At 65.1% G+C, this 21,727-nt stretch carries 20 protein-coding genes; 4 read left to right on the top strand and 16 right to left on the bottom strand.

Annotated features, from left to right (window positions below):
• Positions 1 to 6: 6 nt before the first annotated feature.
• From M4578_RS09690 to ccrA, 6 genes are all read right to left on the bottom strand, one after another.
• The gene (locus M4578_RS09690; protein WP_258093245.1) at positions 7 to 402 is read right to left on the bottom strand and encodes a PaaI family thioesterase; all 396 of its coding nucleotides are present in this window, start codon (positions 400 to 402) and stop codon (positions 7 to 9) included.
• Positions 399 to 1,934: an ATP-dependent DNA helicase gene (locus tag M4578_RS09685; protein WP_258093244.1), complete on the bottom strand. Its 1,536-nt coding sequence runs from the start codon at positions 1,932 to 1,934 to the stop codon at positions 399 to 401. Before M4578_RS09685 ends, M4578_RS09690 begins: the two co-directional genes overlap by 4 nt.
• 100 nt (positions 1,935 to 2,034) lie before the next feature.
• Positions 2,035 to 2,670, bottom strand: a complete 636-nt coding sequence (locus tag M4578_RS09680) for an acyl-homoserine-lactone synthase (RefSeq protein WP_258093243.1) — start codon at positions 2,668 to 2,670, stop codon at positions 2,035 to 2,037.
• A gap of 152 nt (positions 2,671 to 2,822) precedes the next feature.
• Positions 2,823 to 3,533, bottom strand: coding sequence for a helix-turn-helix transcriptional regulator (locus M4578_RS09675; protein ID WP_258093295.1), 711 nt, complete (start codon positions 3,531 to 3,533; stop codon positions 2,823 to 2,825).
• A complete protein-coding gene (locus tag M4578_RS09670; RefSeq protein ID WP_258093242.1) occupies positions 3,499 to 3,696 on the bottom strand; it encodes a hypothetical protein in 198 nt (65 codons plus the stop codon). The genes M4578_RS09675 and M4578_RS09670 overlap by 35 nt, the downstream gene beginning before the upstream one ends.
• Before the next feature lie 212 nt (positions 3,697 to 3,908).
• On the bottom strand, positions 3,909 to 5,195 hold the full coding sequence (gene ccrA / locus M4578_RS09665; protein WP_258093241.1) for a crotonyl-CoA carboxylase/reductase: 1,287 nt from the start codon (positions 5,193 to 5,195) through the stop codon (positions 3,909 to 3,911).
• A gap of 393 nt (positions 5,196 to 5,588) precedes the next feature.
• Here ccrA and M4578_RS09660 point away from each other — a divergent pair, with 393 nt between their 5' ends.
• From M4578_RS09660 to deoD, 3 genes are all read left to right on the top strand, one after another.
• On the top strand, positions 5,589 to 7,553 hold the full coding sequence (locus tag M4578_RS09660) for a protein meaA (RefSeq protein WP_258093240.1): 1,965 nt from the start codon (positions 5,589 to 5,591) through the stop codon (positions 7,551 to 7,553).
• 176 nt (positions 7,554 to 7,729) lie between these two features.
• Positions 7,730 to 8,041, top strand: coding sequence for an H-NS histone family protein (locus M4578_RS09655; RefSeq protein ID WP_258093239.1), 312 nt, complete (start codon positions 7,730 to 7,732; stop codon positions 8,039 to 8,041).
• On the top strand, positions 8,041 to 8,748 hold the full coding sequence (gene deoD, locus M4578_RS09650; protein WP_258093238.1) for a purine-nucleoside phosphorylase: 708 nt from the start codon (positions 8,041 to 8,043) through the stop codon (positions 8,746 to 8,748). Before M4578_RS09655 ends, deoD begins: the two co-directional genes overlap by 1 nt.
• Here the strand turns inward: deoD and M4578_RS09645 are convergent.
• Positions 8,743 to 9,600: a LysR family transcriptional regulator gene (locus M4578_RS09645; RefSeq protein WP_258093237.1), complete on the bottom strand. Its 858-nt coding sequence runs from the start codon at positions 9,598 to 9,600 to the stop codon at positions 8,743 to 8,745. The genes deoD and M4578_RS09645 overlap by 6 nt on opposite strands.
• 100 nt (positions 9,601 to 9,700) lie before the next feature.
• Here M4578_RS09645 and M4578_RS09640 point away from each other — a divergent pair, with 100 nt between their 5' ends.
• Positions 9,701 to 11,020 carry a serine hydroxymethyltransferase gene (locus tag M4578_RS09640; protein ID WP_258093236.1) on the top strand — a complete coding sequence of 440 codons (1,320 nt, stop codon included), beginning with the start codon at positions 9,701 to 9,703 and terminating at the stop codon, positions 11,018 to 11,020.
• 6 nt (positions 11,021 to 11,026) lie between these two features.
• Here the strand turns inward: M4578_RS09640 and M4578_RS09635 are convergent, their stop codons facing one another.
• The 9 genes from M4578_RS09635 to M4578_RS09595 all read right to left on the bottom strand — a co-directional run bounded on the left by M4578_RS09635 (position 11,027) and on the right by M4578_RS09595 (position 21,522).
• A complete protein-coding gene (locus M4578_RS09635) occupies positions 11,027 to 11,872 on the bottom strand; it encodes an urea carboxylase-associated family protein (protein ID WP_258093235.1) in 846 nt (281 codons plus the stop codon).
• Positions 11,873 to 11,973: 101 nt separating this feature from the next.
• Positions 11,974 to 14,433 (bottom strand): PIG-L family deacetylase, encoded by a 2,460-nt coding sequence (locus M4578_RS25700; protein WP_274705592.1) that lies wholly within the window; start codon positions 14,431 to 14,433, stop codon positions 11,974 to 11,976.
• Between the two features lie 335 nt (positions 14,434 to 14,768).
• The gene (locus tag M4578_RS09625) at positions 14,769 to 15,455 is read right to left on the bottom strand and encodes an ABC transporter ATP-binding protein (RefSeq protein WP_258093234.1); all 687 of its coding nucleotides are present in this window, start codon (positions 15,453 to 15,455) and stop codon (positions 14,769 to 14,771) included.
• Entirely contained in the window at positions 15,452 to 16,201 is a 750-nt protein-coding gene (locus M4578_RS09620; RefSeq protein ID WP_258093233.1) for an ABC transporter ATP-binding protein, read from the bottom strand. The genes M4578_RS09625 and M4578_RS09620 overlap by 4 nt, the downstream gene beginning before the upstream one ends.
• On the bottom strand, positions 16,194 to 17,174 hold the full coding sequence (locus tag M4578_RS09615) for a branched-chain amino acid ABC transporter permease (protein WP_258093232.1): 981 nt from the start codon (positions 17,172 to 17,174) through the stop codon (positions 16,194 to 16,196). Before M4578_RS09615 ends, M4578_RS09620 begins: the two co-directional genes overlap by 8 nt.
• Complete coding sequence (locus M4578_RS09610; RefSeq protein ID WP_258093231.1) at positions 17,171 to 18,091, bottom strand: branched-chain amino acid ABC transporter permease; 921 nt, start codon at positions 18,089 to 18,091, stop codon at positions 17,171 to 17,173. The genes M4578_RS09615 and M4578_RS09610 overlap by 4 nt, the downstream gene beginning before the upstream one ends.
• A gap of 47 nt (positions 18,092 to 18,138) precedes the next feature.
• A complete protein-coding gene (locus tag M4578_RS09605; protein ID WP_258093230.1) occupies positions 18,139 to 19,275 on the bottom strand; it encodes an ABC transporter substrate-binding protein in 1,137 nt (378 codons plus the stop codon).
• Positions 19,276 to 19,669: 394 nt separating this feature from the next.
• On the bottom strand, positions 19,670 to 20,878 hold the full coding sequence (locus tag M4578_RS09600) for a type III PLP-dependent enzyme (protein ID WP_258093229.1): 1,209 nt from the start codon (positions 20,876 to 20,878) through the stop codon (positions 19,670 to 19,672).
• 485 nt (positions 20,879 to 21,363) lie between these two features.
• Positions 21,364 to 21,522, bottom strand: a complete 159-nt coding sequence (locus M4578_RS09595) for a hypothetical protein (RefSeq protein WP_258093228.1) — start codon at positions 21,520 to 21,522, stop codon at positions 21,364 to 21,366.
• Between the last annotated feature and the right edge of the window lie 205 nt (positions 21,523 to 21,727).

Below are 21,727 nucleotides of genomic sequence, written 5' to 3'. Positions count from 1 at the left end.
GCGCCCTCAGCCGGGGCGATAGCGGAACACTCCCGTCCCCTTGGCCACCAGCATGCCGGTATCGTCGGTCACCGCGCCCTCGGCAAAGAAGGTGTTGCGGCCACCGCCGGTCTTCCGCGCCTCGACGATCAGGCGCGTGCCCCCGGCGCGGCCGATATACTGCACGTTGAGCGAAAGCGTCAGTGTCATGATCCGCCGGTCGCTGTCGCCGGTCCAGCACCCGCTGATCCCCATCGCGGAATCCAGCAGCGTTGCGTGCACCCCGCCATGCGGCAGGCCCTGCCGGTTCCGGATGAACGCGGCAATCGGCATCTCGTAGCGCGCAAAATTCTCGCGCCATTCGGTCAGCTCGTATCCCAGATGCAGCGCAAAGGCGCTCGGCGGTTCGTAAACGTCGCTCATAGCAACCCCGTCTCTTCCTGTTCCAGCGCCAGCGGCACCGCCGGCGCCTTCAAATCGTCCGTCCGCAGCGGCCCGGTTGGCTTTGCAAGCCGGTTGCGCACCACCCAGTAAAGCCGCTCCGACGCTCGTGTGATGGCCACATAGGCCAGCCGCTTCCACAGCGGCTGCCCGGCCTCGACCCGCCCCATGCGCGCCGCGACGAAAAGGTCGGGCGCAAAGACCTGCACCTCGTTCCATTGCGAGCCCTGCGCCTTGTGGATCGTCACCGCCGCCCCATGCAGAAAGGCCGCGCCCATGCGGGCGGCGAAGGGAATGAAGGGCTCTTCCTCCTCGGGCTTCTCGATCTTCACGATCGAGGCCGCCGAGACCTGCGGGTCGGGCGCGCCCATCACGTGCAGCCGCGAGAACCCCGGCTTGCGTCCGGGTCCGAGATAAATCACCTGCGCGCCCTTGATGAGCCCGCGCGCCTCCAGATCCAGCCGCTTCTTGCGGTGTTTCAGCGGCAATTCGATGCCGTCGCAAATGAGCGGCTCGCCGGGCAGCAGCTCGGTCTCGGGGGCGCCATGCACGGCGCGGAAGGCGTTGATCAGCCGGATGCGCGTGGCATTGCGCCAGACCAGCACCGGCGAACGCGCCATGAGATCGACCTCGACCCGCTGCGCCCAGACCACCCGGTCGTCCTGCGCCGCCTTCTCCTCGACCATGCGCTCGAAATCCTGGAACTCCAGCGACGGGTCGGCCAGCGCATGGGCGAGATCGAGGATCGGGTTGTCGGCCTCCTGCCGGTGGATGCGGTGCAGCTCCAGCTTTTGCGAGAGTTTCAGCGCGTCAAAGACCATCTTGCCCGACTGGTTCACCGGGGCGAGCTGCGCCGGATCGCCGAAGAGCACGAGATTGGGGAAGATCTCTTGCAGATCCTCGAACTGCCGGTCGTCGAGCATCGAGGCCTCATCGACGAAACCGATGTCCAGCGGCTCTTCGCGGCGCTTCCAGCCGGTGATGAAATCGCTGCCGCGCAGCCCGGCAGCGGCCAGCGCGGCAGGCACGGATTTGTGAATCTGATAGGCGGCAAAGGCGCGGTCCAGCGCCTCGTCGGTCAGCGCCTCGATCTCGGGCTTTTCATCGTTGCCCATCAGCCATTCGGCGATGCGTTCGTATTCCGGATCGTAGACCGGCGTATAGATGATGCGGTGGATCGTGGTCGCGGGCACGCCGCGCATGCGCAGCACGCTGGCGGCCTTGTTGGTCGGCGCCAGCACCGCGAAGCTGCGCTTTTCCTGCCTGCGGCGGCTTTCGTAATCGCCCGAGACGATCTCAGCGCCCGCCGCCTCCAGCGCCTTGCAAAGCTCCGACAGAAGCAATGTCTTGCCCGAGCCCGCCTTGCCCATCAGCGCCATGACCTGCGCGCTGCTTTCCTTGGCGGGCAGGCACAACCCCTCGTCCAGATCGACGCCGGCATCGCGCAGCATGTCGGCCACGCGGTCCCAGGCCTCGGCCTGATCGTCAGAGAGGGTCAATGCGGTAAGATCCATGCCGCGGACCCTAATCGTCCCCGTCGCCGGAGACCAGAGAGCATCGCCTGCGCTCCGGGCCGAACGCGGCGGGGCCAAGACCCCGCCGCGTTCGTCTGCGTCAGGCCGCGGCCGAAACCCGGAGAGGCTCTGCACCGAAGGCCCGTTCGAACCAGGCGCGCGACTGCATCGCCGGGATGCCCGCGCTTTGCGACACGCGCGCCTGCGCATCGGGGCTGAACTCCCACAGGCCCACGCTGATGCGCTCACGCCCGGTGCCCTGGCTGCCCAGCACCTCGGGCGAGGAGCCGATGCGCTTGTAGATTCGCACCATGCGGGCGTCGAAGACACCGACGTAATGCTCGACGCCAAAGCCCTGCATGACCTCGCCGCCCGCCAGCATCAGAGCGGCGGCGGTGCCGGGATCGGTTTCGCGCGCGAGACAGAAGCGGGTGCATTCCCAGATCAGCGGGCTGACGATGCGCACGCCCCCGGTCAGATTCAGGAAATGCTCGTTAACCATGCAGCGCCCCACGGTGGGCAGCAGCCGCATCGAGCCGCCATGCGTGCCATCGGGGCGTTCCCAGATGACATAGAGCGGGTTCAGCGCGTCGTATTCGTCGCGCTCCTCTCCGTTCGCGTCCACATGGACATCCCATCCGAGCCGGGTCTTGAACTGATCGGCACGGTCGCGAAACATGCTCCGCTTGAGCAGCGGGAAGGCATCGAGTTGGTCGGCGTAGATGTAGCGGATCATAGCTTTACTCCCTAGTTTATCCGATGGAGTAAAAGCTGATAGACTTTCGTTAAGGTTGCAAAAACGAACGATTTGGTTCGGTGGCCAAAAATAGGCAAAAAATTGCCTGTTGCCCGATTCCTGCCCTAGTTTTGCCCGATTCTTAGGATCCGTCAGATCACGATCAAACCCCGCGAAAGGGCGCGCGCCACCGCGTGAGTCGTGTTCATCGCGCCCAGCTTGAATCGCGCGCTTTCGATGTAGACCCGCAGCGTATGTTCGGAAATATTAAGTGTTTCAGCAACTTGCGCGCGGCTGTAACCGACGGCGAGCAGTGTCATCGCCTCGACTTCGCGCGGGCTGAGCGGCTGCGCGGCCTCGGGCGTGCGGCCCGGCTCCAGCTCCAGCGCCTTCTGATTGAAGTAATGCGCCACGAGAATCAGGTCGCGACGATTGGTCTCGGTGAATTCGGTCCAGCAATCGTCGTCACAATTGTGACTTATTGAGAAAAGCGCGAACTGGCCGTTCGGCCCCCGGATGGGAATCGAGTAGCCCTGATTCCCCACCCCATGGGCGATGGCGTCCTTGCGGAAGGCGCGCGCCGCTTTCGACGACCAGTCGAGCCGCTTCCAGTCCACCGGGTGAAAGCGCTGATAGCAGCCGACGATCACCGGATCGACGCGCAGATAGCCCTTGTCGATATAGCGCTGCACCCAGACCGGATCGTAGGTGCCGCAGCCATATTGCTCGCCATTGGCGCTGACCCAGTGATAGACCAGATGATCCACCTGGTAGCGGTTTCGCAAATCTTCACTTGCGGCCTGGAGATCTTCCAGTCGCTCGGCCTGTTCAAGCCGTTCCAGAATCCCGCCCGTTACGGGCATGTCTGCCGCAAAGCCCAAGTGCGTTTCCTTCGACGCCGGACGCAATCTCGATCTGAGCGACGAGCTGTGCTTCGTCCAACTGCTCGGCCAGCGCATCAAGCGCATTGGCACGCGCAAATGTCTTCAGGTCGGTCAATACGTCGATGATCCAATCGTGTCGCATAATAAACCTTCCCTCAGACCTTTAACAATTGGTTAATTTGACATTAGCACAAAACTGTGACTTCCCGACATTCACAAATTCCAACTCCCCAGAAATGGCGATCTATTGCCATATAATTGCCTGATTTCATGGGACTTCATTTACAAAAGTGAACGCCCGCGAACCGGAGAACGATTCGCGGGCGTTATAGCAGTCTGAGGGTGAAATACGGGTTAACCGCGGGCCTCCAGCGCCTCCTCGAAAGTGCGCAGCCCGGTCTTCGGCGACTGCACCAGAACGGCCATATTGCCGGGCTTGTGCTGGTTCCGGAGCATCTTCATATGCGCGTCGGGGATCTGGTCCCATTCGAACACTTCCGACATGCAGGGATCGAGACGGCGTTCGACCATGAGCCGGTTGGCAGATGCCGCCTGCTTGAGATGCGCGAAGTGCGAGCCCTGAAGGCGCTTCTGGTGCATCCACATATACCGCACGTCGAAGGTGCAGTTGAAGCCGGTGGTGCCGGCGCAGATCACCACCATGCCGCCCTTCTTGCAGACCAGGGTGGAGACCGGGAAGGTCGCCTCGCCCGGATGCTCGAAGACCATATCGACGTTCACGCCCTTGCCGGTGATGTCCCAGATCGCCTTGCCGAACTTGCGGGCCTCTTTCATCCAGTCGTTATATTCCGGCGTGTTGACCGTGGGCAGCTGGCCCCAGCACTTGAAGTCCTTGCGGTTGATGACGCCCTTGGCGCCGAGGCCCAGCACGAAGTCGCGCTTGTCCTCTTCCGAGATCACCCCGATCGCATTGGCGCCCGCGGTGTTGATCAGCTGGATCGCATAGGAGCCGAGGCCGCCCGAGGCGCCCCAGACCAGCACGTTCTGGCCCGGCTTCAGCTCGTGCGGGTGGTGACCGAAAAGCATCCGGTAGGCGGTGGCCAGCGTCAGCGTGTAGCAGGCGCTTTCTTCCCAGGTCAGGTGCTTGGGACGCGGCATGAGCTGCTGCGCCTGCACGCGGGTGAACTGCGAGAACGAGCCGTCGCCGGTCTCGTAGCCCCAGATCCGCTGGGTCGGCGAGAACATCGGGTCGCCGCCGTTGCATTCCTCGTCGTCGCCATCGTCCTGGTTACAGTGGATCACGACCTCGTCGCCGACCTTCCAGGTCTTCACCTTGTCGCCGACCGCCCAGACGATGCCCGCCGCGTCGGAGCCCGCGATGTGGTAATCCTGCTTGTGCACGTCGAAGGGCGAGATCGGGATGCCGAGACCGGCCCAGACACCGTTATAGTTCACGCCCGCGGCCATCACGAGCACCAGAACCTCGTGGCTGTCGACCTGCCAGGTATCGACCACTTCCTTCTGGAAGCTCTTGTCCGGCTCGCCGTGACGCTCGCGGCGGATCGCCCAGGCGTACATCTTCTTCGGTACATAGCCGAGGGGCGGCATTTCGCCGATCTCGTAGAGGTCTTTCTCCGGCGCCTCGTAGGGCGCGATCCCGGTTTGCGTGTCCAGAGCCATCGGGGCCTCCTTCCTGGTGCGATCAATTGTGATCCTGGTGTCTGTTATCCGCGCTGCAGCGCAGAATCGCGGGGCTTTGACTTGGGGAGATAGCGTTCGCCGCGCAACAATGCAACAACGACCAAGGTGCATTTTGTAATTTTATGACCGAGCGAATGCAGAAAAACCGCCGAATGCCCGGGAATCCCCAGGGAAAACGCCACATCCGCAGCCGAACATGGCGTCAGAATAGCCAGAGAGCCCCTTCCCCCGCTACACTCTTATGTGCCGGGCTCGCACGCCCCGGCCATCGCCGCAGCGCGGCGAATTGACGAGACATAATATTTCGCATATCCAACCCCGCACGCAACATGCTTGCCCATTTGATTCTGATCCGCCCGCACGGAGACCGACATGACGGAAGTACAGAAAGACCGCCCCTGGCTCATCCGCACCTATGCCGGGCATTCGACGGCCAAGGCCTCGAACGCGCTCTACCGCAACAACCTCGCCAAAGGGCAGACGGGCCTTTCGGTGGCCTTCGACCTGCCCACCCAGACGGGGTATGACAGCGACCATATCCTGGCGCGCGGCGAAGTGGGCAAGGTGGGCGTGCCGGTCTGCCATCTGGGCGATATGCGCACGCTCTTCGACGAGATCCCGCTCGAACAGATGAACACCTCGATGACGATCAACGCCACGGCCCCCTGGCTGCTGGCGCTCTATATCGCGGTGGCCGAGGAGCAGGGCGCCGATATTTCCAAGCTGCAGGGCACCGTCCAGAACGATCTGATCAAGGAATACCTGTCGCGCGGCACCTATATCTGCCCGCCCAAACCGTCGCTCAAGATGATCGGCGATGTGGCGGAATACTGCTATACCAACGTGCCGAAATGGAACCCGATGAACGTGTGTTCCTACCATCTGCAAGAGGCCGGCGCGACACCCGAGCAGGAGCTGGCCTTTGCGCTGGCCACGGCCATCGCTGTTCTGGACGAGCTGCGCCCGCGGGTGAAGGACGAGGATTTCCCGGCGCTTTGCGGGCGGATCTCCTTCTTCGTCAACGCCGGCATCCGTTTTGTCACCGAGATGTGCAAGATGCGCGCCTTCGTCGATCTCTGGGACGAGATCCTGCGTGACCGCTATGGGGTCGAGAACCCGAAGTTCCGCCGCTTCCGCTATGGGGTGCAGGTGAACTCGCTGGGCCTGACCGAGCAGCAGCCGGAGAACAACGTCTACCGCATTCTCATCGAGATGCTGGCGGTGACGCTGTCGAAAAAGGCCCGTGCCCGCGCCGTTCAGCTTCCCGCGTGGAACGAGGCGCTTGGCCTGCCCCGCCCCTGGGATCAGCAATGGTCGATGCGGATGCAGCAGATCCTGGCATACGAGACCGATCTGCTGGAATACGGCGATCTGTTCGATGGCAACCCCGCCGTGGATGCCAAGGTCGAGGCGCTGAAAGACGGTGCCCGCTCGGAACTGGCCAATATCGACTCCATGGGCGGCGCCATCGGCGCCATCGACTATATGAAAGGCCGCCTGGTCGATGCCAATGCCGAACGGCTGAACCGGATCGAGAAGCACGAGACCATCGTCGTCGGCGTGAACAAGTGGACCGAAGGCGAGCCCTCGCCGCTGGTGGGTGAAGACGGCGGGATCATGGTCGTCGATCCGGCGGTCGAGCAGGAGCAGATCGGCCGCCTGGCCGAATGGCGCGAGACCCGCGACGACGCGGCGGTACAGGCGGCGCTGGCCGAGCTGCGCGCCGCGGCCGCCGAAGGGCGCAATGTCATGCCCGCCTCGATCGCGGCGGCCAAGGCCGGGGTGACCACCGGCGAATGGGCGGCGCAGATGCGCATGGTGCATGGCGAATATCGCGGCCCGACCGGCGTGTCGAAAGCGGTCAGCAACAAGACAGAGGGTCTGGAAGACATCCGCGAGGCGGTGGATGCGGTCAGCGACCGGCTGGGCCGGCGCATGCGCTTCCTGGTCGGCAAGCCCGGCCTCGACGGCCATTCCAACGGCGCCGAACAGATCGCCTTCCGCGCCCGCGACTGCGGCATGGAGATCGACTACGAGGGCATCCGTCTGACCCCCGAGCAGATCGTCGAGGCGGCCAAGACCGGCGCCCATGTGGTGGGGCTCTCGATCCTGTCGGGCAGCCATATCCCGCTTGTCGAGGATCTGATGGAGCGCATGCGCAACGAAGGGCTGGGCGATATTCCGGTGATCGTCGGCGGCATTATTCCCGACGAGGATGCCAAACGGCTGAAAGCCATGGGCGTGGCGAAGGTCTATACGCCCAAGGATTTCGTGCTGAACACGATCATGATGGATATCGTCACGCTTGTGGATCCGCAGGCGGTTGCCGCCGAATAGGCCGAGACGTACACCATAAATAGAATGTGAATTTGGCCGCTCATCGAAAAGATGAGCGGCTTTCCGCTTTTATTGCATCTTTATGCAACTGACACAATTTTTACCCTTGCGTTTACTCCAATCTGGGAAAAGGAGATAAGAAGCCAGAAATCTTCAGCCAGATAAGGAGATAAAAAATGGATATCGACCTGGAAACCCTTTCCAAAGACGAGCTGAAACAACTCAAGATCGATGTCGAGAAGGCGCTGAAAACCATCGACGCCCGCCGCAAGGCCGAGGCGAAACGCGCCGTCGAACAGGCCGCCAAGGAATTCGGTTTCTCGCTTGACGAAATTCTTGCCGCAGGCGGCAGCAAAGGTTCCAAAGGCGCACCGAAATACGCCAACCCCGCCGATCCCGAGCAAACCTGGACCGGGCGCGGCCGCAAACCGAATTGGGTGGTCGCCGCCCTCGAGTCCGGGAAGTCTCTGGAAGACCTGGCTCTCTGATGACCATTCACATCGGAGCGGAGCCCGGGCAGATCGCCGAAACGGTGCTCATGCCCGGAGATCCGTTGCGCGCGGAATGGGCGGCACAGACGTTTCTCGACAATCCTGTATGTGTGAACCGCGTGCGCGGGATGCTGGGCTTTACCGGCACCTGGCAGGGTCACCGGGTCACGATCCACGGCTCGGGCATGGGAATGCCCAGCCTGTCGATCTATGCAAACGAGCTGATCCGCGATTACGGCGCAAAGACCCTGATCCGTATCGGCTCCTGTGGTGCGATGCAGGAAACGGTCGGCTTACGAGACGTCATTCTCGCAATGACGGCCTCGTCCTTGTCGACTCCGTCCTCCGGTATTTTCCGCGAGCTGAATTTCGCCCCCTGCGCGGATTACGGATTGCTGAACGCCGCGGCGAACGCGGCGAAAGCGATTGGCGCAACATATCACGTCGGCGGAATTTATTCCGCGGATGTGTTTTATGACGAGCGCCCCGATCTTAACGAGATCATGAGCCGGCACGGGGTCCTCGGCGTCGAAATGGAGGCGGCAGAGCTCTATAATCTCGCCGCCCGCCACAGCGTCCGGGCGCTTGCCGTGCTGACGGTCTCCGATCACCTTCTGACGCATGAGGCGCTGCCTTCGGAAGATCGGCAAAGCTCGTTCGAAGATATGGTGCAGATCGCCCTCGAGGCGGCTTTCGCCTCATAGATCCTCGCGCAGAAGATCCAGAAGACGCCGCACCGGGCCCGGAAGGGGCTCGGGCGGCGTCAGCGCGCGCAGCGGATCGGGCAGCGGCACCGCAAGCGGAAACGGGCGCACCAGCGCACCGCTTTGCAGATGTGGCGCCACCAGCAGCTTGCGCCCCATAAGCACCCCTGCCCCGTTCAGCGCCTCTGCCAGCGCCAGCGCATAAAGCGAGAAGCCCGGCCCCGACACTTGCGCCGGCCCACCGGCCCGCTGCAACCAGAGCGGCCAGTCCTCCGTCCAGATCGTATCGCCGAGACAGGGCACCGACAGTAGATCCTCGGTCCGATGCAGCCTGCGGGCCAGTTCGGGGGTGCAGACCGGAAACAGCGCGTCCTGCGCCAGATATTGCCCCTGCGCCCCCGGGAACAGCGCCAGCGAAAACGGCTCGCGCAGCAGGTTCGGCGGGCGTTCGAGCGCGGTGACCGAAATCGTCACCCCCGGCAGCGCCGCGCGCAGCCGCGGCAGCCGGGGCGAGAGCCAGAGCTGCGCGAAGGACGGCAGCGCGGCGATGCTCAGCACATCCCCCGCCGCCGCACGCAGGGTCTGCGCCGCCTGCCCCAGCCCGTCGAACGCCTCGGAAACCAGCGGCAGCACCCGCGCGCCCGCCGCCGTCAGCCGCACGCCCTGCGCATTGCGAATGAACAGCGTCACGCCCGCCCAATCCTCCAGCGTGCGGATATGCTGGGATACCGCCCCCGGGCTGACCGCCAGTTCCTCGGCCGCGCGGGCAAAGCCGCCCAGCCGCGCCGCCGCCTCGAAAGCGCGCAGCGCCGTCAGCGGCGGCGGTTTGGGGCGGGGAGGATCGACGGGCATCAGACCATGTTTAGTTTTTCTATCCCTAGTATTCATGAATACTGGTTTGCGCGCAAGCCGGGTCGCATGTCCAATGGGCGCCAGATCACAGGAGATCCGCATGACTGTCGCCGAACGCCGCTGGCTGCCCGAGGCCAGCAAGACCCTGATCCGCCGCGTGACCGGCGAGATGACCGCCGAGACATCCGCCACGCTGGCCGACCGCATCGACGCGCTGGCCGAGCGCAACCGCGCGATCCACGAGCGCGCGTGTTTCAACCTGAACCCGGCCACCAATGTGATGAACCCGCGCGCCGAGGCGCTGCTGGCCTCGGGTCTGGGGATGCGCCCCTCTCTGGGGGCGCCCGGCGACAAATACGAGACCGGTCTCGAAGCGGTGGAAGAGATCGAGATCCTCGCCACGACCCTCGCCTGCGAAGTGTTCGGCGCGGCCTTTGCCGAGCTGCGCGTCGCCTCCGGGGCAATCGCCAATCTCTATGCCTTCATGGCGCTGGCGCAACCCGGCGATGCGATCATCGCCCCGCCCGGCGAGATCGGCGGCCATGTCACCCATCACGCGGCGGGCTGCGCCGGGCTCTACGGCCTGACGACCCATGCCGCGCCGGTGAATGCCGACGATTACACGGTCGATCTGGACGCGCTGGCCCGGCTGGCCCGGGAGGTACGGCCGCGCATCATCACGCTGGGCGGGTCGCTGAACCTCTGGCCGCATCCGGTGGCCGAGGTGCGCGCCATCGCCGACGAGGTGGGCGCCAGCCTGATGTTCGACGCGGCGCATCAATGCGGCATCATCGCGGGCGGTGCCTGGGAGAACCCGCTCGATCACGGCGCGGATCTGATGACCATGAGCACGTATAAGTCGCTTGGCGGACCGCCCTCGGGGCTGCTGGTCACCAACGATGCCGCAATCGCCGAACGGCTCGACGCCATCGCCTTTCCCGGCATGACCGCCAATTTCGACGCCTCGAAAACCGCCGCGCTGGCAATGTCGCTGCTCGACTGGCGCGATTTCGGGGCGGCTTATGCGCAAGAGATGATCGCCATGGCGCAGGCGCTTTCCTCGGCGCTGCAAGCCGAGGGGCTGGCGGTTCATGGCGCCGCAATAGCTCCGACGCTCTCGCATCAGTTCGCCCTCGAGGCGGCGCCGCTGGGCGGCGGTCAGGCGGCGGCGCAGACGCTGCGCCGCGCCGGGTTTCTCGCCTGCGGCATCGGCCTGCCCGGCGCGCCGGTGCCCGGCGATATGAACGGGCTGCGGCTGGGCACGCCCGAGCTGGTGCGCTGGGGCATGACCGCCGCCGATGCGCCCAGGCTTGCCAAGCTCATCGCCGAGGCGCTGCGCGCCAACGACCCGGAAAGTCTCGCCCCCGAAGTCGCCGCGTGGCGGCAGAGCTTCGACCGGGTGCATTTCGTGCATGGCTGAGCGCGGCTAGCGCCCGTGGCTGCCGTCATAGCCGCTGCGCGCCGGCGGCTGCCAGCCCTCCAGCGCCCCGACGGCGGGGGCGAGGATCTCCACCTGCAACGGGTAGCACCGCGCCTCGTCCGAGCTGTGCTCGGACGAGCAATCGCCGCCGGGACAGGCGCTGAGTGCGCCCAGCAGGTCGATCTCGGCGAAAACCGTCAGGTGATCGCCGGGCCGCACGGGGCTCGCTTTCATGAAATACTGCCCGGTGTCGCGGGTGAACCCAGTACACATGAAGACGTTCAGCACGTCATGCACATGCGGTTCGGCCTCGGCCAGCGGGATCTCCAGCGCGTCGGCGAGCGCCCGTGTCAGGTTCGAATGGCAGCAGTGATGATATTGCGTCCCCGACAGGAGATTGCCGGTATAGGGATCGCAGCGCGTGCCGATCACATCGTGCACCGCGCCGCCAAAGGTGTCGATCCCGTACCAGTCGAGCGTATCCTCGACGATGGTGGCCATCGGGCGCAGATGCGGAAAGGACGACCAGAGCCGTTCTCCCGTGCTTACATGGGTGCCGTGCAAAGCGCGGGTCTTGCCGGAATAGAACCGCTCGCTCAGATCGCCGTCATGCCAGAGGTTCAGGTCCCCCACCTGCGGCCCGTCGACGCTGCGGATGCGGAAGAACTGCCCGGCGGCGACGCGAAAGCTGCACGCCTCACGCGGAGCGGCGGTTGCGGACCCGACAAGGGTCGCCCCCGCCAGCGCGCCGGCATAAAGCGCCAGATCGGGGCGCGGCAGCGTGTCGGGCGGATAGGCGACCACCGGCGGAATGGCACGGCGGGCATCGGCATCGGGGGGCGCTTGGGTCATCGGCGGCTCTCCTATCGAAAGCCCGACTGAACCCCAAAGCGCCGCCCGGGACAAGACACCGTTCAGACCGCCGGCAGGGTCTGCGACCGGCCTGCCCGACATCAGGCGACCAGCACCTCGTCGGCGGCCTCCGCCTCGGCATCGAGAAGCTGCTGCGCCTCTTCCTCCACCACCGTGTCGGACACGAGCATCAGCGCCGCCAGCGCGGCCTGCGGCGTGGCGCCCTGCGTGTATTCCTCGGCCACGTATTCGCGCTGTAGCCACTCTTCGTAGGCGTCGATCAACTGGCCGTCGCCGCCCCAGACCTGCGGGTCGTGGCCAGCATACTCCAGGAAAGTATCGCGCATCTCTTCGTGCTCGGCGCCGACCACGTTCTCCTCGAAGCCCCAGGTGGCATAGCCGTAATAGCTCGTGACCGTCAGGTCGCCGCTGTAATCCGCCGCGGCGGAAGCGGCGAATTCCGAGGCATGTACGTGATCGGAATGCTCCAGATCGACATGTTCGCTGCTGTGATCCTGGATATGGATCTGGTCGGGCTGATGCCGATCCATCAACGCCGTCAGGACATTCAGCAGCTCGTCACGCGAATAGGTGGCGCTGTCATCGACCGCGGTCATGGTCTCGATCGAGCCGTCCCACAGCTTTTCCAGACTTTCGAGCCCGTAAGTGTCCGAGCCGGTGCCCGAGAAGCCGTCGGGAAGACGCATGAAATAGAGCCGGATCTCGGGCTGGCTGGCAAGATAGGAGCTGGCGATCTCGTACTCCTGCCCGCCGGCCGAGACGCTTACGGTTTCATCGACCCAGTCGTTCGACCCCGCCATATGGGCATAGGCATCCTTTTCGCCCTGTTCCCGTGCCCCCCAATAGGATTCGTCCAGACCGAAATCGCCCGAGGTCAGATAGACCGTCGTCACCGGTTCATCCGCGTCGATCAACTCGCTGATCGTGGGGTTCATGAACAGCAGGTCGTCGTCCTGATGCGCCACAAAGATCATGTCGCCGGCGCCGGCGGCCACCGGGTCGGTCGGATCCGTGGGGTCGGTCGGATCGGTGGGATCGGTTGGGTCCGTGGGATCGGTCACCACCGGGTCTTCCACCGGCGGATCCTCTCCGGGGTCGGCCGGTTCGGTCAGCGCCGTGACCGAAATCTCCGTGACCTCGCCGACAAGCGGATCGTCTCCGGGCCAGTTGGATTCGCCCACCAGCAGATTTTCGCGGTCGGTGTCCTCGGGCACCACGCCATCGGCCTCGGCCAGCCGCACGCCGTCCTTCTCGAGCCACATCAGCCCGTCCGGATCGACTCCGGCGCTCCAGTCGGCGGTTTCCCCCTGCACGATCGAGTCCGGCGCGATGGCCCGGTAGACGCTGCCGTCCTGCCAGATCTCGAACATCATGTCCGAGGTATTCTCGATCTGCCCCAGAATGATGTTGTTCGTGGCAGGGCCGTCGCCGAAATCCACCACCCGCTGCCAATAGGCGCCCTGCACATCGTCGAACCGCGCCGTCACATCCAGCCGGAAAGCGCCGTCGATCTGCGGCAGTTCCTCCGCCGGCGTCGGATCGGGGTCGACAGGATCCACCGGTTCCTCGGGAACAACGGGATCCTCCGGGACCGCCGGGTCCTCCGGAGCGGTCGGATCTTCGGGCACCACCGGATCTTCCACCGGATCGCCGCCTGTGACCGTGAGGTCGAGCACGACCCCGTCCAGCGGATCGCCGCCGGACTGGCCGCTGTCGCCGATCAGCAGATCGTCGCGGCTCACATCGGCGGGCACCACGCCCTGACCTTCCGCCAGCCGCGCGCCGTCCTTTTCCAGCCACATGGTGCCGTCCGCCTCGATGCCGACCGCCCAATGCGCCATCTCGCCCTCTTCGATGGCGTCGGGCGCGGTGACCGAATAGGTCACGCCATCCTGCACGATGGCGAACATCATGTCCCCGGTCGCGCCGACCTGGGTCAGCGCAATGCTGCTGGTGCCCGCATCGTCCGCGAAATCGAACACCCCCTGCCAGGAGCGCCCCGACAGATCGTCATAGCGCGCCGCGACATCGAGCCGGAACGCCCCGCCGATCTGCGCGGGCTCGTTCAGAAAACCGCCATCCGGGGTTTCGGCCGCATTGGTCACGTCGATGCCCAGAACCGCCCCTTCCAGCGGGGCGTCGTCCGCCCAGTTGGACTCTCCCAGCAATTCGTTCAGCCGCGAGGTGTCGGACGGCACCACCCCCTGCGCCTCGCCCAGCCGCACGCCGTCCTTGGCGATCCACATCAGCCCATCCGGATCGACACCGACATTCCAGGTCGCCGTTTCCCCCTCGACGATCGCATCGGGCGCGGTAACCCGGTAGTTCTCGCCGTTCTGGTAGATGGCAAACACCATGTCGGTGGTGTTCTCGACCTGCGCCAGAAGGATGTTGTTCGTCGCCGGGCCGTCGCCGAGGTCGAGAACCCGCTGCCAATAGCCGGCGAGAACATCGTCGAAACGGGCGACCACCTCGATCTCGAAGGCGCCATGGATATCCTCCACATCGCCGAGAGCGGCGTTCGGGTCGAATGTGGGCATTGCGGATCCTCTACCAGAAACGGGAAGAGCCAACCAAACTGCACCCTTCCCAGCAGCGTGCACTGCAGCTTGCGCAACCTAAGCCCTTTGCGGCGAAAAACCGGCAGAAACTTTGTGTATCCATTTTGGAAACAGTGACAGCCTCCTTCACACGCGGCAGAGAAAAGCTGTCTGGCCATAGGTTTACCTATGGGAACCCAGAAACCCGACCGAACGGATGCGCTGATCGCCATATGGCGACAAATCCGAAAAAATGCCCGATTTGTGTCTGTTTTGAGCAAATGCCCCTGGCAGGCACGCCAGCGCGAATCGCACCGGCAGGGCCTGCCGCGCGCTCAGAGCCCCAGATGGGTCTCGCAGACCTCTTCGGTCAGAGCCGCCATGGCGCCGCTCCAGACGCTGCGTCCGCGTTCGAGGATCACCGCCCGGTCGCAGGCACCGCGCAGCTCCTTCAGGGATTTGTCGATCACCAGCATCGCCATGCCGCTCTCGGCCTTCAGCGCCGCGATGGCGGCCCAGATCTCCTGCCGGACAGTCGGCGCCAGCCCCTCGGTCGCCTCGTCGAGAATCAGCAGGCGCGGATTGGTCATCAGCGCCCGCCCGATGGCCAGCATCTGCTGCTCGCCGCCCGAGAGCGAGGCGGCGCGCTGGCGCCGCCGCTCGCCCAGACGCGGGAACAGCGCCTCGACCCGCGCCGCATCCCAATGACCCGGGCGCGCGGCGGCGATGAGGTTTTCGCTCACCGTCAGATCGCGGAAACAGCGCCGCCCCTCGGGCACCAGCCCGATGCCCAGCCGCGCGGCCTTGTGGCTTGGCAGGCGGCTCAGATCGTGGCCGTCGAAAACCAGCGTCCCTTGCGCTGGCAGCATTCGGCAGATGCAGTGCACGGTGGTGGTCTTGCCCATGCCGTTGCGGCCCATCATCGCCACCGCCTGCCCCGGCGCGATCTCCAGATCGACGCCAAAGAGCGCCTGGCTCGCGCCATAGGACGCCGTAACCCGGTGCAGCGACAGGAGGCTCATGCCTCCTCTCCCAGATAGGCGTCGCGCACCTGCGGGTCGCGGCGGATCTCCTCGACGCTGCCGGTGGCGATCACCTTTCCATAGACCAGCACGCTGATCCGGTCGGCCAGCGCAAAGACCGCGTCCATATCGTGCTCCACCAGCAGGATCGGCGCCTGCGCCCGCAGCCCGTCAAGGAACCCGGTCAGACGTTTAGAGCCCTCCTGCCCCAGCCCGGCCATCGGCTCGTCCATGACAAAGGCCTTGGGCGCCAGCGTCAGCGCGACTGCCACCTCAAGCTGCCGGCGCTGGCCATGGCTCAGCTCGGCGGTGCGCAGCTCGGCCAGATCGGCAAGCCCCACCGCCTCCAGCGCCGCCTCGGCACGGGCGCGCAGGCTTGCATCCCGATCCGCCCGCGCAAAGAACCGCCATGGCCGCCCGCTGGCCCCAAGCGCGCCGAGCAGCGCGTTTTGCAGAACCGTGTCCTCCATCGCCAGCGCCGAGGTCTGGAAGGTCCGCGCCAGCCCGCGCGCCGCCCGCGCCTCGGTGCTCTCGCGCGTCACGTCGCGCCCGAGGAACTCCACCCGCCCGGCATCGGGGGCAAGCGCACCGCAGATCTGCGCGATCAGCGTGGATTTCCCCGCGCCGTTCGGCCCGATGATGGCGTGGATCTCGCCCGGCCGCAGGTCGATGGAAATCCCGTCGCTCGCCTGAAGTGCGCCAAAGGCCTTGCTGAGCCCATGCGTGGCCAGAACCGGCTCAGCCATTACCCCGCCTCCCCGCGATCATCCCCACCAGACCGCCCTTGCCGAACAGCACCACCGCCAGCAGGAAGAGCCCGAGGAAGATCTGCCAGAACTCGCTGACCCCGCCCAGAAGATGCTCCAGCAGCACATAGAACCCCGCCCCCGCCACCGGGCCGAAAAGCCGCGCCACGCCGCCGATGATGACGAACACCATGATCTCACCCGACATCTGCCAGCTCAGCATGGAAGGGCTCACAAAGCGGTTGAGATCGGCAAAGAGCGCCCCGGCAAGCCCGGTGATGCCGCCCGAGATCACCAGCGCCACCAGTTGCAGCCGCCTCGGGTCGAGCCCCACCGCCCGCACCCGCGCCGGCACCTGCCGCGCCGCGTTCAGCGCCAGCCCGAAGGGCGAGCGCATCAGCCGGGCGTAAAGCAAAAGCGCGATGCAGAGCCAGACGAGGCAGATGCCGTAGAACTGGATCGGAACAAGCGTGTTCAGCCCCGGAAAGCCGTTGCGCACATAGATCGACAGGCCGTCCTCGCCGCCATAGGCCGGCCAGGAGATCGCGAAGAAATACATCATCTGACCGAAGGCCAGCGTGATCATGATGAAATAGACCCCCGAGGTGCGCAGACTCAACAACCCGATGACAAGCGCAGCGCAGGAAGAGGCCGCCACCGCCACAAGCCAGATCACCGGCATGGATTTTGTGCCCTCGATCACAAAGGGCCACTCCATCAGCGCGGTATAGGTCTGCGCATGGCTCGCAAGGATCCCCATCGCATAGCCGCCGATGCCGAAAAACACCGCATGGCCGAGGCTCACCAGCCCGCCCATCCCCAGCGCGATGTTCAGCCCCACCGCCGCCAGCGCAAAGATCACCGCGCGGGTGGCAAGCGTGATGGTAAAGGGCTCGTCCGCCCAGAGCGCCCATCCCGGCACCGCCACCAGCGCCAGCAGCAGCGCGGTGTTGAGCCAGCTTTCCCGGCTCATGCCCTTGCCCCGAACAATCCGGTGGGCCGCCAGATCAGCACCGCCGCCATCAGGATATAGATCGCCATGGAGGCAAAGGCCGAACCGCTGGCGGCGGCGCTGGCCGGGTCGGTGAAGAGCTTGAAGAGCTCGGGCAGCAGCACGCCGCCCAGCGTATCGGTGAGCCCGACCAGCAGCGCGCCGATCAGCGCGCCCTTGATTGAGCCGATGCCGCCGATCACGATCACCACGAAGGCGAGGATCAGCACCGGCTCGCCCATACCCACCTGCACCGACTGGATCGCCCCCACCAGCGCGCCCGCGAGCCCCGCCAGCGCCGCGCCGAGCGCAAACACCAGCGTGTAGAGCTTGGAAATATCCACCCCCAGCGCCGCGATCATCTCGCGGTCGTTCTCGCCCGCGCGGATGCGGATGCCGAGCCGGGTGCGGGCGTTCAGCCACCAGAGCCCCAGCGCCACGGCAATCCCCACCCCGATCAGCGCCAGCCGGTAGGCGGGATAGGCGATCCCTCCGGGCAGGGTCACGGTGCCCGAGAGCGCCTCGGGAATGTCGAGATAGAGCGGGAAGGAGCCGAAAAGCCAGCGCGTGCCTTCGGAAAAGATCAGGATCAGCGCGAAAGTGGCGAGCACCTGGTCGAGATGGTCCTTGGCATAAAGCCTGCGGATGACCAGCAGCTCGACCAGCGCACCGGCGGCAGCGGCGGCGGCCAGCGCCGCCACCAGCGCCAGCAGGAACGAGCCGGTGAGCCCCGCGACCGCGGCGGCGGCAAAGGCCCCCACCATGTAGAGCGAACCATGCGCCAGGTTGATGAGCCCCATGACGCCGAAGATCAGCGTCAGCCCGGCGGCCATGAGAAACAGCATGACACCGGATTGCAGGCCGTTCAGGACCTGTTCAGCAAGCAGGATCGGGGACATTGCGGGCGCTCGTCTCGGGCGGGCCGCCGGGGCGGCCCCTGCCGGGTTTACTGCATCGGGCAGTCGGCGACATAGGCGCTCGACCGGTCCTCGATCGCGGTGGCGACGATCTTGTTGGTGTAGATGTCGCCCTCCTTGATCACCTCGCGGATATAGATGTCCTGGATCGGGTGATTGTTGGTGTCGAAGGAGAACTTGCCCCGCACGCTGTCGAAATCGGCAGCCTTCAGCGCCGCGCGGAAGGCATCGGCATCCGAGGGCTCGGCTTTGTCCAGCGCCGAGAGCATCAGGTTCGCGGTGTCATAGCCATAGGCGGCGTAGAGCGAGGGCAGCCGGCCGTATTTCTCCTCGAATGCGCTGACGAAGGCGGCGTTGGCCGGCACGTCGAGATCCTTGGACCAGTTGGAGCCGTTCTTGACGCCAAGTGCGGCGTCGCCCACCGCCTGAAGGATCGCCTGATCGAAGGAGAAGGCGGGGCCCATCACCGGCAGCTCGATGCCGCTGTCGGCATATTGCTTGAGGAAGGAGATCCCCATGCCGCCGGGCAGGAAGAAGAAGATGCTGTCGGCGCCGCTGGCCCGGATCTGCGCCAGCTCGGCGGCGTAATCGGTCTGTCCGAGCTGGGTAAAGACCTCGCCCGCCAGCTCGCCGCCATAGAAGCGTTTGAACCCGTTCAGGCTGTCATGGCCGGCAGGATAGTTGGGCGCCATGATGAAGGGCTTGGTATAGCCCTCAGATTTGGCATAGGCGCCAGCGGCCTCGTGCAGGTTGTCGTTCTGATAGGAGACCGAGAAGTAATTCGGGTTGCAGCCCTTGCCCGCGAGTTGCGCGGGGGCGGCATTGGTCGAGAGGTAGAATTTGCCCTGCGCGGTGGCGGCGGGCACCACGGCCATGGCGAGGTTCGACCAGACGATGCCGGTCAGGATATCGACCTTGTCGGACTGGATCATCTTGTCGGCGATCTGCACCGCCACATCCGGCTTGCGCTGGTCGTCCTCGACGATCACCTCGACATCGTCGCGCCCCGCCGCGTCCATCGCCAGCAGGAACCCGTCGCGCGTGTCGATCCCGAGGCTCGCGCCGCCGCCCGAAAGCGTGGTGATCAGACCGACCTTGACCTCGGCCTGCGCGGCGGCGGCCATTGCCACCAGGCTCGCGGCGGCGAGAAGCGTTTTCACGGACATTGCGGAACTCCCTGTCTTATCCCTGGTATCCCCTGCCGGATCTGCGCCCGGCGACGGCGCTACGGTTACCGGAATTGCCGGGGATGTCCATGCGGTTGAAGGGACAGCGCTGTGAGAGACGCCAGAAGGTCGGGGACATGCCAGAAGACCGGGACGGGCGCGCCATGGCCACAGCCGAAACGCGAGCCAGCTCCGGCAGAGTGGAGATTGAAGCACGGCGCGGGAAAATCGCACCGGCGGCTCAAACGATGAGGCCCCGGACCAGGTCCGGGGCGGGACCCGCGCGATCCGTAGGGTGGGCAATCTGCCCACCATTCCCGCCTGTTCGCCACTTCAAAGAAAAAGGCCGACCCCGATGGGGCCGGCCTTTGGTCCGTGAGCAAGGCGGTAGAGCCTAGATCGCCACGACATCCAGCGGCGGGAAGCCGTTGAAACCGACCGAGGCATAGGTCGATGTATAGGCGCCGCAGTTGCGGATGATGATACGGTCCCCCGCCTTCAGCCCCAGCGGCAGCTCGACCGGGCGCTTTTCGTAGAGCACGTCGGCGCTGTCGCAGGACGGGCCGGCGAGGATGCAGGCGCCGAGATCGTCGCCGTCGCGGTCGGTCAGGAACTGGTAGCGGATCGCCTCTTCCATGGTCTCTGCCAGGCCCGAGAACTTGCCGATGTCGAGATACACCCAGCGGTGCAGGTCGTTGTCGGATTTCTTCGACACCAGAAGCACTTCGGCGGCAATCGCGCCGGCCTCGGCCACCAGGCCACGGCCCGGCTCGGCCATGATCTCGGCCACATCGCCAAAGCGCTCATGCACCAGCCCCATCACGTCGGCGGCATAGTTCATCGGCGCCTCGATGGCCTCGCCATAGAAGGCCGGGAAACCGCCGCCGATGTTCAGCAGGGTCAGCGCGTGGCCTGCGTCGCCAGCGGCGTGCCAGATGGCCGCGACCTGATCCAGAACCGGCGCCCACATCTGTGCGCGGCGGGTCTGCGAGCCCACGTGGAAGGACAGGCCCACCGGGTCGAGCCCCAGCGTCTTGGACAGCGCGATGAGCTCCAGCGCCTTGTCGCGGGCACAGCCGAACTTGCGGGTCAGCGGCCAGTCGGCCTCGGTGTTCTCGACGATCACGCGAATGTAGACGCGGGCGCCCGGCGCGTGCTCGGCCAGCTTTGCCAGCTCTTCCTCGGCGTCGGCGGCAAAGAGGCTCACGCCCTGCGCATGCGCCCAGGCGATGTCCGACACTTTCTTGACCGTGTTGCCGAAGGAGATGCGGTCGGCCGTGGCCCCGGCGGCCAGGCACATGGCGATCTCGGTGCGCGACGCGGCGTCGAAATTCGAGCCGAGGCGGGCCAGCAGGCGCAGGATTTCCGGCGCCGGGTTGGCCTTGACCGCATAGTGGATGCGGGCACGGCCCAGCCCCTGCGCCAGCGCGGCGTATTGACGGGCCACCGCCTGGGTGTCGATCACCAGGGTCGGACGCGCGAAATCATGGGCGCGGATATAGGCCTCGGCACGCGACAGGTGCTGCTCGACGGGCGCTTCCGGAGCGGGTGCGGCAAAGACAGGGGTTTGGCGGGCGGCAAGCCCGGTCACGTATGCGTTCATTGGTCATCTCCAATCAGACCCGGCCATTCCGGTTTCCCGGCGCAGACCGCTCAGTTCCAAGGGAGACGTTACCGTCGCTACGTAACCGCGTGGGTTTGTGATTGCCCACCTCGACAGAGGCGCGTGCGTTGGCGTCTATGAGCGGGCATATGAGGCCACGCCCGGATTCGATCAAGAGGGAATTTTTGCGCTCTGCAAAAAATTTTCCGGGCCGGTCAGATGTGATCGCGCAAACACAGTTTCGGCGGGGTGCCCGGTGTGCCTTCGGTCTCGGCACCGCAGTGAATGCAAGTCCAGCGCGAGACGCCGCCCTGCCGGTACTCACGCCAGCGGCAAAGCCGTCTGTCGCGGAATTTCATATTGTAAAACAACAAGATCACAAAAACGAAAACGAAGCCGGCAGCAAAGATCATCGCCGGCTCCGTTCAAAAATCACCTGTGTCATGAGGAAAACCCTAGCCCGCCGTGCCTGCGGGACCAGTGCCTCAGGCCGCGCGGTAATAGGCGAAGCCGTCTTTGTCTTCGTTCAGCTCGCGGGCGTTCACATGCACCAGCACCGGCTCGGGCTGGTAATAGGCATAGGCTTGCTCGAGGATGGCAAGCGCGTCCTGCGCGTCGATCTGGGATTTGGTCTGCTCTTGCATCGGGTGGCCTTTCGGTTCTGTGCCGTCATCCCCCCCTTGCATACCGACATATACTTTGCTGCACCGCAGCACATCCCACGATGCTGCAAATGCGAAATGCATCTTTTGCATGGTTCCCCAAGGTCACTCACGCGCCTTGTAGAGCCCCCCCCGGCCCCAGCCATCGCCCAGCCCACATGCCCAACCTCTTCGATAAGGCGCGGCG

The sequence above is a fragment of the Salipiger pentaromativorans genome (assembly GCF_024721115.1).
GTDB lineage: Bacteria > Pseudomonadota > Alphaproteobacteria > Rhodobacterales > Rhodobacteraceae > Salipiger > Salipiger pentaromativorans.
Note: the sequence above shows the minus strand (reverse complement) of the source record. Positions and strands in the feature narration are given on the sequence as shown.